The organism is Klebsiella variicola (assembly GCF_000828055.2).
GTDB classification, from domain to species: Bacteria; Pseudomonadota; Gammaproteobacteria; order Enterobacterales; family Enterobacteriaceae; genus Klebsiella; species Klebsiella variicola.
This window is the reverse complement of sequence record NZ_CP010523.2, coordinates 4,872,283-4,883,249: the sequence shown is the minus strand read 5'-3', so window position 1 is coordinate 4,883,249 and position 10,967 is coordinate 4,872,283. Positions and strand designations below refer to the sequence as shown.

Genomic DNA, 10,967 nt, shown 5'->3' with positions numbered 1-10,967 from the left:
GTTATTCGCCGCGGTAAATGCAACCTGCAGAGCATGTCTCTTTCACGATAACTGCGCTCAGGATCGGGAGTTGTGGTTTAACCTGATTCCAGATCCATTGAGCCAGAACTTCGCTTGTTGGGTTCTCAAGGCCAGGAATATCGTTGAGATAATAGTGGTCCAGCCTATTCAGCGTAGGTTTGAAGATCGCTTTTAATTCTGCGAAATCAATAATCCACCCCGTGTGCTTATCCACCTCTCCAGTGATCTCAAGGCGAACAACGAACGAGTGCCCGTGTAAACGTCCGCACTTATGCCCATCAGGTACATTGGGTAGTCGGTGTGCGGCTTCAAATGTGAAATCTTTATACAGAGTCGTTTTCATGAGTACCTCAATTTTTGTTATAATATAACAAATCAAATCTGAGATAGGAAGTACGTAACTTGAGTATGTTAAATAAAAATCTGGATAGTTTGGCCAAGGTGCATTAACTCATTCATTCGTAAAACAAGTAAGATTGATTGGTTAGTTAGATGTATTGTCCTTACCGGCACCTTTCGTATGACGTATCCCGTAACTACGTAGCCCCTCAGGAAAGCGACTACACCCACTATGCATTCAGCATCGCGCCAGAAGATTTTGAACCGTTTTCGTATAAGCTGAAACAGGCGGGAGTGACGGTCTGGAAAGACAATAAAAGCGAAGGGCAATCTTTCTATTTTCTTGACCCGGATGGCCACAAGCTGGAGCTATATGTGGGAGATTTATCATCTCGACTGGCGCAATGCCGGGAGAAACCTTACTCTGGAATGCGTTTCGGTCCTTGAAAATAATCACGCAACTTTGTGATCTTCCACGCAGTATTCAATTTTATGTCCCATTCTGGGGGCAAATCCCCAAAGCAAAACCTATCAACACATTAATTTTCAATAAATTAAACGTAAAGGCGAGTCCGGCCTTCGCACCAAAAGCATGTAAATGGACCTCAACTGAGGTCTTTTTTTGTGCCTGAAATCCAGTATCCACAAGGCTTTCCTCGCTTTTTCACTCAACCTAAGTCAACCAGATTCAATCTACATCAACTTACTGATGCGGGTACAACTGCGGGTATATCCCGGTTCGATAATGTTTGTACCCACACAGAACCCTTGAAAGGATAATCATCATGGCTCTGAGTGATGTGAAGGTTCGTTCGGCAAAGCCTGAAGCAAAAGTCTACAAACTGACTGACGGTGAAGGCATGGTTTGCTGGTTCACCCTAACGGCTCCAAATATTGGCGGCTTCGTTATCGCTTCGGTGGGAAAGAGAAGATGCTGGCGCAGGGGAAATACCCTGAAGTGTCGTTGGCTGATGCCAGAAATCGTCGGGATGAAGCCCCGTAAGTTGTTAGCTAACGGCGTCGATCCTAGTGAGAACAAGAAAGCTGTTAAGGTAGAGCATGAGCAAGAGGCGATTACGTTTGAAGTGGTAGCCAGAGAGTGGCACGCCAGCAATCAGAAGTGGTCTGCATCGCATAGCGCTCGTGTATTGAAAAGCCTCGAAGATAATCTCTTTGCTGCCATCGGTAAGCGGAACACTGCTGACCTGAAGACTCGGGATCTGCTTGTCCCCATCAAAGCGGTGGAGTCGTCCGGGCGACTCGAAGTTGCGACTCGTTTGCAACAGCGAAAAGACAGCATCGTGCGGCACTGGAGCTTACCGTGGCGAAAGCTTACAAGAGGAAATTAAAACGATTTATTCCAGCCTGGAGCAGCGGAAGTTATAGGGGGCTTAAAGCAATGCAGGTATCGAATGTGTTGAATTAATTTAGCACTACTCAAGGAGGTATAGCTTCAAGATACTATGCCTCCAAACCATGCGGTTGCATTTGGATGGCTTGTTTGGTGAGGGTGGTTTAAATCATCAGTTAAACTTAGAAAAGGCCACTTTTTTGAATGGCCTTTAGTCTAAGGGGAGTTTATGCTGTTGCCCGATGATTCCAGGAATCTTTGTAAACGATATTCCCATCGCAATGTTTCCAGGTGATGGCCTCATACCTTAACTGAATCGTTTCGCTATGTGTGCCTGTACCAGAATCAGGAAATAAGTTGGGGGTAATTCCGGTTACTTTTACATTCTCTAATATAATATTAAAATATTCGCTTTCAACACCTGCATCAAGGATTTGATACATCTTTATGGTTGCCGACTTTAATGTTTGGTTCTCACTCAGCGCTTTGTATAAAAGGGGCGTTGTTTTATCAAAATCTTTCTGTACCGTAATAGGTGTATGTACTCTGGTTCCTGTTAATCTCCCGGTGTTTCCATCCACAGGAATGGATAGGTGGTGCGTTACCGCTTTTAATTCAATAGCGCCAATACGCCCTGTAACGAGAGAACTACCCGTTATAGGGGAGCCGTTTGTATCGGTTAGCCAAAGATATGCTGGATTTGACATGATTATTCCTTATCTCTATTTATAAATGAAGGTAAACAAAACATTATAATGACCCATAAAAACAGACCAATAATCTTAACCGGCCACGGGTCAAGTAAGGCTATGCAAACAATAGCGCCTATAATTAGTAGCGGGCCTGATAGTAAATTAAAAACACCGCTTAACACACCTATCTTTGTTCCCAGCAATCTATTCAACGCAATGGCGATGATATAAGCGCTGCCGATTGTAATCGTTACTGCGATTATTTTATTCTGCCAGTTATTAAACTCAGCCAAGCAAATAAAGCATACAGTAATAATATAGGTGCAGAGAACTACATCGACGAGTGGCGTGATAATTTTTTTCATGTCACCCAGCCTTAGCATTTGTATTTAAATGATCTTCCAATTTTTTCATAATCTTATCGAACACGGAGTTGCCCTCAGTGTATCCTGCATGGATGGCATCAACAAAAGGTTGTACCGCATCGGCAAATAAGAAATAAAGCAGATCATAATCGCGGGGTCTTAATAACGAGTATACCTCGGGCGCTTCATTTCTGAGTTTATCAGACGTCCTGATGGAACGCTCTGCCATTCCACCAAACAAGAGGATAGTACTTAAAAAGGCTATTGGATTCCCTTTCCCCTTAAATACTACATAAGTAAATGACGTTTTTTCTATAACGGCTTTAGCGATGTTCGATGCGATAATATTCGTAGAGATTCTACCCACGATAGAGGTAACTACACTTCTGTATATTCTATCTTGTTCTGATTCGGATAGATATTTATTAAATAACTGAAAGATTAATTTAACTGCATTAACGATATTTTCATAGTTAAGAATGTCATGTCTTATCGCGGTCATCATACGGATTCTTTCTGTTTCACGTTCATATCTTGTATCCGTATCAAAGATACCGTAAATCAGATAACCATAATCTAAAGGAACAGATAATCCGCCATTGATAAGTCCTGTAACTGTATCAGGAGAAATAATGATGTCATATATCTTCCGCGCTATCCCTTCTATGTCTGCCATATAGCTATCCTATGTTTAAATAAATGACTGAGGATGTACATCATTTTTGCAAGAAATAAGCGATGTTAATTTACAAGAGAATAAAAAACTTGGTAAGTGTTACTATAATCTAATTGTTACAAACTGTCTTGCGTGAGATGTATTAATTCAATAAATAATAAAGCGCATATAAGTATTCGATTAGTGATTGGATACGCAGAAGTTTGGATGTTAAAATTATTGGTTTATATGTATTTGCTCTGACTTGTTCATGGCAGAAACAGGTTATGACTCATGAACAGGCGGTTTATGTGAACACATCGACAGCATCATGTTGTGCCGTGGATATCCTCCACAAGCAAACATTGACGGATTCACCAGAGTGATATCCGCTTCCGGCGTGAGATCGGGGGCTATAGCCAATTGTTTGAAAATAAATAAAAGCAGGGCTAACACCAATCGTTTCATTACGTCCTTCCGCGAACTACGGTGGGGGAATGGCTGGTGACCATCACTAATTGTTATTGTCTGAAAATGCTTGTTTACCAGGGGGAAAAGCTTCTCTCGGTCGTGTGTATTAATCAGACTATAGTCATTACCTATTATGGAGCGATGGTATGAAAAATGAAGCCAGGAAAGGACTGTTGGCTCTGGCGATACTGAGTGCCCCGCTGATGGCGCAGGAAAGCGGCGTGTCCTTCAGCCATAAGAACTGGGAAGTGGTGTGTGATAACACGCTGACCTGCCGGGCGGCGGGATATAGTCCGGAAGAAGGAAAAGGGGGATCGGTACTGCTGACCCGTCAGGCTGGCGCAGGGACATCGGTTTCGGGAGAGGTGATGCTGGCGGAGCTTCAATCTGATGGCGCCCCCCAGCCTTCAAAGCTGACACTCTTGATTAATGACCAGCTGGCAGGTGGTGTAAAGCCTGATAAGGAAGGTAACTGGCGGCTGTCGGTCAAACAGACCCGGGACATTATTGCGGCAGTCAAAGGCAGCGGAAAAGTTGAGTTTAAAGGCGGGCCCGATCCGTTTGTTCTCTCTGGTGAAGGCGCTTATGCGGTGCTGCTGAAAATGGATGATGTTCAGGGGCGCATCGGAACGCCCGGCGCATTAACCAAAAAAGGCGATAAGCCGGAAAGTAGCGTCCAGGCTGCCGCTCCTGCCCCGGTTATTTACCAGGTGAAGCCAGAGAAAACTCAGGAAAGGCCCCTTACAGTGCCTGAGCTCGCGGTGCTGAAACCAAAGCTTCTCGCGACCCTGAGCGAAGATGACTGGTGCGATCGCATCCAGCCTTCAGAAGAACAGGAAGCCGAGACCATCAGCCTGACGCCGTTGGATAACGTGCATTCTCTGATTTCTGCGCTGTGTTGGCGGGCGGCGTATAACGAAGGATATGGTTACTGGGTGGTGGACAGTAAACTAGCGGGGAAACCGGAGCTCATCACGGTTTCTGGATCTGATTATGGCGATGGCGTTATTTTCATGAGCCAGAAAGGCCGTGGCCTTGGGGATTGCTGGGGGTCGGCAAGCTGGGTTTGGGATGGCGAGACGTTCCGCAAAAGTCGCGAAGCAACGACCGGAATGTGCCGTTATCTCCATCTCGGTGGCACGTGGGATCTCCCTACGTGGGTGACAGATGTTAAGCCAGCAAAGTAAGCAGAAATAAGCGCCCGTCATCCCGGGCATGAAATGAGTTCCTTACCGCAACTGTAGAACATATAGAGTGCTCCCTAAGGGAGGCCTGGTACCAGCAGGTCAATTCTTGATTATTGACCGACCGGGAGCACTGCGCAATGCAAGGAGACGAGATTGAGCCGGCATGTTTTTCATTTGTTTATTAAGCTAACATTATTCGCTGTAGTAATGGTGGTGGTTGCGAAAGTGATTCCGTATGAGGGATTAGTTGACGCTATTATGGTAATTTTTACTTATCAGAGCGCTGACAGGTTTACTCATTTCATTTTGGGTGAGCCTGATTTAGAAGTTTGGCAATCTCTGAACACCTATATTAGCATCCTGACTAATATATTGATCAGCGTACCTGTTATGACTGTCTTAATCACGTTATGCCGTGCAGTAAAATATAAATTTATCATTATCGATCTTCTCAGAGGGTTGGTCAGTGCTACCTTGCGGCAATTCGCTAAAATATTTAGCTTTACCATCCTGTTTTGGGTAATATTTCGCTTACTACCTTATGACTCCGTATGCCCTCAACAAAAATATTCAACTTTCGCAATGGCGGCGATTGTGAGCTTTTACTTATTTTTAACGATTGCTTGCTACTGGTCATTGCGAAAAAAATCACTACCAAAAGAATTTGGTAAAATACTTGTTCATTTATAAGCTGAATGCCAATTCTCTCTGTTATAAAAATAAACACTGCCACTACATACTACCTAATGCTTTAACCCCAATACCTAATAAAATTAATATTATCTGAAAATCATAGCCTAACTCTGGAACCTTTCTAAACCAGCCACTACCATATCTCAAATCACTAAGGAACGATGGTATATCATGGCTCTACAGGGAAAGTTGATATTAAATGATGCTGATTATGTGACTTTTAATTTGTACAGCGTCGGTGTTTTTATGGCACATTCAGGGCGGGGTGTATATCGCAATAAAGCCGCATGCAGCGCAGTAGTAAAAGATGGTCCGCTGCCCTTGGGAAAATACTGGATTGTTGACCGCAATGAAGGAAACTGGTTTTCTCAAAAGGGACGAGAAATTAAGGGTGCGGTCAATAAGGAGTTGCCATTGGCTCTAACAACGCTTGCCCGTAAAATCAGTAAGATTATTTATTTTATATTGCTGTTTTTGGTTCTGGGACGTGCGCTTCCAAGGCCGGAAATCTATCTTGATTATGATATCGCAAGGGATATTTGCCACTTCTTGTTCGGGAGTGTGAACGCCGATACGATGTATGACACTTTCTTTTATATATCGCTAATAATAGTGATATGCCTTTCAACTGTACTCTACATTATTACATTGCAGTTAATTTCAACGATGAGGAGCAAATGAGATGCTAATTCCTCCGTATATGTGGCTTAAAGACGATGGTGGCGCAGACATGAAAGGAGCTGTTGATGTTCAGGAGCGAGAAGGCAGCATCGAAACCCGCTTATCACCATCCCCATACCTCCTCATCCCCTGAACACCTCCCGCCGGTGCCACGCCACAAACCCTTCCTGCGGATAGCATTCTTTCCCCTGCGGTAAGGTAATCGGCTTACCATCAAAATCCCAGAAAAGCCTGCCAACGATGCCCCCGCCGTTCACCGCCGGCGAAACCTGGATGCACATATCCTCATCCAGACCAATGGATCCTTTATCAAAAGCCTTATGGTGAATCGCGCAGAGCGCCAGGCCGTTAGGGATCTCGCAGGGGCCGCCGTGCTGCTTCCATTTGATATGGGCCGCTTCCAGGGCGACGGAGGTATTATCATGGCGCATATTGAAGCCGCAGATCGCGCACTCATAGTTATAGGCGCGCAGCACCTGCTGGCGAAAATGCGGGTCGCGCTCTTTGCGGATCTGCTGCAGATCAAACCCCATCTCTTCAGCCAGTTCTTCCTGAATACTCTCCGGGAAGTGCGCCTCAAGGATCTGATGGGCGAGGGTATTGATCAGCTTCTTATTTCTGTTGAGTAGCGCAAAATGTGGCTCATCGAAGCCGCCGGCGACGTGGCAGAGCTCCAGCTCTTTGCCGGGCGGCTGTCGGCTGCCCTGGGTTGAACACTGTTCGCTGTTGTGCAGCTCCCAGAAGCCGTCGCCTTTCAGGCGCCAGAAGGGCATGTCCGGCCGGTACTGGCGGCGCTGCGGGCCAAAGCGTTCCAGCAGGCTATGCAGCTCATCGCGTATCTCCGAGGCGTAGTCGAACATCCGCGCATGGCCGCGCTGGTACTGCGAGAGGACGTACAGCAGCAGCAGTGGCTTATGCGGCGCACGCTGTTCGCCTTTGCGCCAGATGGTGATGTTCTCGATCGCGTGTTGCAGGGTCGTGCTGGAGGGCATAGCATTACATTGGCAGCTAAATAAATGCGATGATGCTCGCAAAATCCTTGCCGATCAACCCACCAGATGCGGCGATTCCAGGTGGATTGCTTTTTAAGTATCACAACGGATCTTGCTGTGGGAGTGGAGACCGCGTTCGCCTCTTGCGGCGCAAGCCTGAAAAAAATCGGGAGCGCATAACCGTTGCGTTCCCGCACACCACAAACCCCACGCTACCTTACCGGTAGCGTGGGCCTGCTCTCTCTTACTTATCCCGCTTCTCGCCAGCCTCCCAGCTGTAGCTGCCATCGGCCGCTAACCTATCGCCCAGCTCCTGATACTCGAACTGATAAAACTCAGCCTGGGTGCCGTACCCGGCGTAGTCTACCGCCGCCAGGCCGACGAACGCCCCGGTAAAGAACCCTCCGTAGCTCTGCAACACATAGTCATCGGACAGCACTGCGGCATCCAGCTGGACCGGGATCTCGGTGAACGTCACGCCATCGAAGCTGTATTCATAGCTGTAGGTCTGCTTGCGGACTTTGGTCCGGAACCAGACGTATTCCACGCCGTCCGGCACCTTGATGGCATTATCTTTCAGGTACGACGTGTATTTTCCGCGGTTATTTTCGCCAACTTCGATGACCTTGCCGTTAATTTCATTCCAGGTCAGGAAGACAAAGCTCCAGTGGCGGTCGTTATAGTAATTCGTTAATCCGGCCATCTGCTGGTAGCTGAAGGGCTCGAATTTCACCTTCACCGCGGCGTCAAAATAGAAGGCCTGCCAGCGGCGGGCAATCAGCGACAGGTCATGCGTATTGGCTAACGAACCCTGGCCGATTAAGGTTAATTTGCCGTCGCCGGTGGTGCCCATTTTGGCCGTAAACGGCACCCGCAGGGTATTCCAGTTCGGGTCGAGCGCTGGCGAGATAAAGTCATCCTGCTGGCTATTATCGCCGGCGCTTTCGGTGAAGATGGCGTCTTTCGGCCCTTCGACGAAGGTTTTCCCGCCGTGACCGCCTTCAATACGCGGCCAGCCCTCATCGTCCCAGTACACTTTCTGGATCGAGGTTTCCCGGCCGAGGGTTGACCAGCCGCGCGGGTCGTAGATGGATTCCCCCGGGCGATTCCACGGCCGGGCGCAGAGCGAAGCGTAATACCATTCGCCTTCCGGAGTGGAGACCAGCGCGCCATGGCCCTGTTTCTGGATGTAGCTGTCCGGCGTGTCGACGTTGGTTAAGAACACGTCGCCCGGCTCGGTTTCGAAGCTGTCGGCCTCGAGGGTTTTCGACCGCGCCACCACCTCCTGGTGGGTAAACACGGTGCCGCCCTGGGCGGCAAACAGATAGTAGTAGCCGTTCAGTTTATAGAGGTGCGGCCCCTCGACCAGCGCCACGGCGGTGCCGCGGTAGATGGTGCGCGCGGTTTCCGGCATTAACTTCAGCGTGTTGGTATCCAGCTCCGTTAAGGTAATGCCATCGAATGGGTGATGGTACTCCCGGTGATCCCAGGTTTGCTGGACGATATATTTCCGGCCATCGTCGTCATGGAACAGCGAGGCGTCAAACCCGACACCGTTCAGCTTGATCGGGTCGCTCCACGGGCCCCGAATATCCTTCGCGGTAGTCAGGTAGTTGGTCATGTCTTTAAAGGCGCCTTCGGTGACCTTCACATCGGTATACACCAACCAGAATTGCCCATCGGCCCAGGAGAGCGCCGGCGCCCAAATGCCGCCGGAGGAGGGGTTGCCCTTCATGTCCAGCAGGGTAGTGGTGGAGAGCGGCGAAGGCAGCAGGTTCCAGTTTTTCAGGTCTTTCGACTCATGTAAACGCACGCCCGGGAACCACTCAAACGTCGAGTTGGCAATATAGTACGTATCTTCGACGCGAATAATACTGGGGTCGGCATTAAAGCCGCGTAATATCGGGTTTTGAATAAGTGACATTTCATTACACCTTTTAAAATGGAAAGTGACGAATCGGTCTGATTTATAATTTTTTTAACTACACGCGGATCTCATCCAGCTGACGGTTAATGTCGGTAACATGTTTATCGGAGATCGGATAAACCTGGATAATCACCATCGAAATAGCGGCCAGCGCGATCGGGATCCACACCGCGGTCATAATGATCCCGTCGATGGCGCTGGCGCTCTGCATGGCACCGCTTTCATTAAATCCATACACCGCCAGCAGCCACAGCGGGATAGCGCCGCCGATGGTGAAGCCGATCTTGAAGAAGAGTCCCATAATGGCATTGATAATGGCGGCATTGCGTTTGCCAGATTTTAATTCGCCGTACGCGATGACTTCCGGTACCAGCGCCCACATAAAGCCGGTGGCGGAGGTTAAGCCCCACTGTTTAATAAAGGTGGCGATGTAGGCCAGCCACAGGGCGTCGTGCATCCCTTCGCGTGACCAGACGTAGGTCAGCAGTTCGCCGACGATGAACATGGCGAGGAACAGATGGAAGAAGCCTTTTTTACCAAAGATTTTTTTCAGTTTCGGCCAGAACACCGGGAAGGCGATGCCGGGAATAGACGCGACGAGACCTACGGCGCCCATCCATTCGGAATGGCCGACGACGAACTGGTTGAAGAAGCCGTTAACGGTGTTCATGAAGAACATGAAGGTAAAGGCCAGCATAAAGAACATGCCGAGGATCACCAGCGGGCGGTTATGTCTGAGTTCGTGGAAAAGGTCAGTGGTTTTGACGTTGGCGGTCTGCTCGGCGGTCGCGACAACGCGTTCTTTGGTGAATTTATAACAGATAAACAGGGCCACCGCGCCGATGATCATATAGATGGCGTACACGCCAAACCAGGCGTAGTTCGCCGACGGATCGGTATAGTTGCCGAGATTCAGCTCAAGGCCAAAAAAGCCGGTGTCTTTCAGGCTGCGATCTTTCGGCGCCGCCATCTGCACAAACATCGGGAACAGGGTATAGACCAGCAGGTTGGCGCTGTTGGCCAGCATCATGCGGGTACTGGTCAGCTTATCGATCGATTCCGGGTCGCGGGTCAGTGACGCATTCAGCGAGCCATAGGGAATATTGACTAAGGAATAAACTAAGTCCAGCGCCAGATAAATAATAAAGGCGAAAGCCACCGAACCTTTCACCCCAGGGATGGGCGCGAACAGTAATGCCGACAGGATCACCAGCGGAACGCCGGCTCGTAACAGCCAGGGACGATATTTCCCCGCTTTCGAGGTTCGTTTATCCACGTAGGTTCCGACCATCGGATCCCAAAACACATTAATGATGCGGACAAAAAGAAAAATAAAGCCTGCCGTTGCCGTGCTGATGGTATTTACCGTCAGCATATGCAAAGCCAGAAAACCCCCAATTGTGCCGAAAACCAGGTTTTGTGCAAAGTCGCCCATGCCATAACCAATTCGTTCTCCACGGGTTAATTTATGATATTCATCATGCCGACTGTGCATTATGTTTTTACTCATTCTAAGCAGACTCCGGTTTGTTTTGTGTAGGTGAAACACTTTCTGACACAGTTGACCTGGAAGAATCTATTACGTTTTTAAAT

11 protein-coding genes and 4 pseudogenes are annotated in these 10,967 nt (G+C 48.3%); 7 read left to right on the top strand and 8 right to left on the bottom strand.

The annotated features are described in order from the left end of the window. Position 1 precedes the first annotated feature (1 nt). Positions 2-364, bottom strand: a complete 363-nt coding sequence (gene queD / locus SP68_RS22875) for a 6-carboxytetrahydropterin synthase QueD (RefSeq protein ID WP_040972668.1) — start codon at positions 362-364, stop codon at positions 2-4. Positions 365-534: 170 nt separating this feature from the next. On the opposite strand from queD, the pseudogene SP68_RS22870 reads away from it, so the two are divergent. Both SP68_RS22870 and SP68_RS22865 read left to right on the top strand, forming a co-directional pair. Continuing rightward, a pseudogene (locus tag SP68_RS22870) lies at positions 535-807 on the top strand (VOC family protein); the annotation flags it as partial. Between the two features lie 338 nt (positions 808-1,145). Next, positions 1,146-1,667, top strand: a pseudogene (locus SP68_RS22865) (tyrosine-type recombinase/integrase); the annotation flags it as partial. Between the two features lie 271 nt (positions 1,668-1,938). Here the strand turns inward: SP68_RS22865 and SP68_RS27010 are convergent. The 4 genes from SP68_RS27010 to SP68_RS27005 form a co-directional block, all read right to left on the bottom strand. Further along, positions 1,939-2,418: an Hcp family type VI secretion system effector gene (locus tag SP68_RS27010; RefSeq protein WP_071891603.1), complete on the bottom strand. Its 480-nt coding sequence runs from the start codon at positions 2,416-2,418 to the stop codon at positions 1,939-1,941. 2 nt (positions 2,419-2,420) lie between these two features. Further along, positions 2,421-2,768 (bottom strand): hypothetical protein, encoded by a 348-nt coding sequence (locus tag SP68_RS22860; RefSeq protein ID WP_040972669.1) that lies wholly within the window; start codon positions 2,766-2,768, stop codon positions 2,421-2,423. Between the two features lies 1 nt (position 2,769). Next, a complete protein-coding gene (locus tag SP68_RS22855) occupies positions 2,770-3,444 on the bottom strand; it encodes a hypothetical protein (protein ID WP_040972671.1) in 675 nt (224 codons plus the stop codon). Between the two features lie 264 nt (positions 3,445-3,708). Beyond that, positions 3,709-3,891: a hypothetical protein gene (locus tag SP68_RS27005; RefSeq protein WP_048331342.1), complete on the bottom strand. Its 183-nt coding sequence runs from the start codon at positions 3,889-3,891 to the stop codon at positions 3,709-3,711. Between the two features lie 149 nt (positions 3,892-4,040). Between SP68_RS27005 and SP68_RS22850 the strand changes: the two genes are divergently transcribed. The 5 genes and pseudogenes from SP68_RS22850 to SP68_RS28775 form a co-directional block, all read left to right on the top strand. Next, positions 4,041-5,081, top strand: coding sequence for a DUF1176 domain-containing protein (locus SP68_RS22850; RefSeq protein WP_008807088.1), 1,041 nt, complete (start codon positions 4,041-4,043; stop codon positions 5,079-5,081). A 153-nt stretch (positions 5,082-5,234) separates the two neighbouring features. After that, positions 5,235-5,771 carry a hypothetical protein gene (locus SP68_RS22845; protein WP_040972674.1) on the top strand — a complete coding sequence of 179 codons (537 nt, stop codon included), beginning with the start codon at positions 5,235-5,237 and terminating at the stop codon, positions 5,769-5,771. A 174-nt stretch (positions 5,772-5,945) separates the two neighbouring features. Further along, positions 5,946-6,179, top strand: a pseudogene (locus SP68_RS29140) (tlde1 domain-containing protein); the annotation flags it as partial. A gap of 9 nt (positions 6,180-6,188) precedes the next feature. After that, the gene (locus tag SP68_RS29135) at positions 6,189-6,455 is read left to right on the top strand and encodes a hypothetical protein (protein WP_032701145.1); all 267 of its coding nucleotides are present in this window, start codon (positions 6,189-6,191) and stop codon (positions 6,453-6,455) included. Between the two features lies 1 nt (position 6,456). Beyond that, positions 6,457-6,549, top strand: a pseudogene (locus SP68_RS28775) (type VI secretion system tube protein Hcp); the annotation flags it as partial. A 28-nt stretch (positions 6,550-6,577) separates the two neighbouring features. Here SP68_RS28775 and SP68_RS22830 read toward each other — a convergent pair. From SP68_RS22830 to SP68_RS22820, 3 genes are all read right to left on the bottom strand, one after another. Further along, on the bottom strand, positions 6,578-7,447 hold the full coding sequence (locus SP68_RS22830; protein WP_040972676.1) for a phosphorothioated DNA-binding restriction endonuclease: 870 nt from the start codon (positions 7,445-7,447) through the stop codon (positions 6,578-6,580). 244 nt (positions 7,448-7,691) lie between these two features. Then, a complete protein-coding gene (locus SP68_RS22825; protein WP_040972678.1) occupies positions 7,692-9,371 on the bottom strand; it encodes a glycoside hydrolase family 43 protein in 1,680 nt (559 codons plus the stop codon). 58 nt (positions 9,372-9,429) lie between these two features. Beyond that, complete coding sequence (locus SP68_RS22820; RefSeq protein WP_162500013.1) at positions 9,430-10,869, bottom strand: MFS transporter; 1,440 nt, start codon at positions 10,867-10,869, stop codon at positions 9,430-9,432. Between the last annotated feature and the right edge of the window lie 98 nt (positions 10,870-10,967).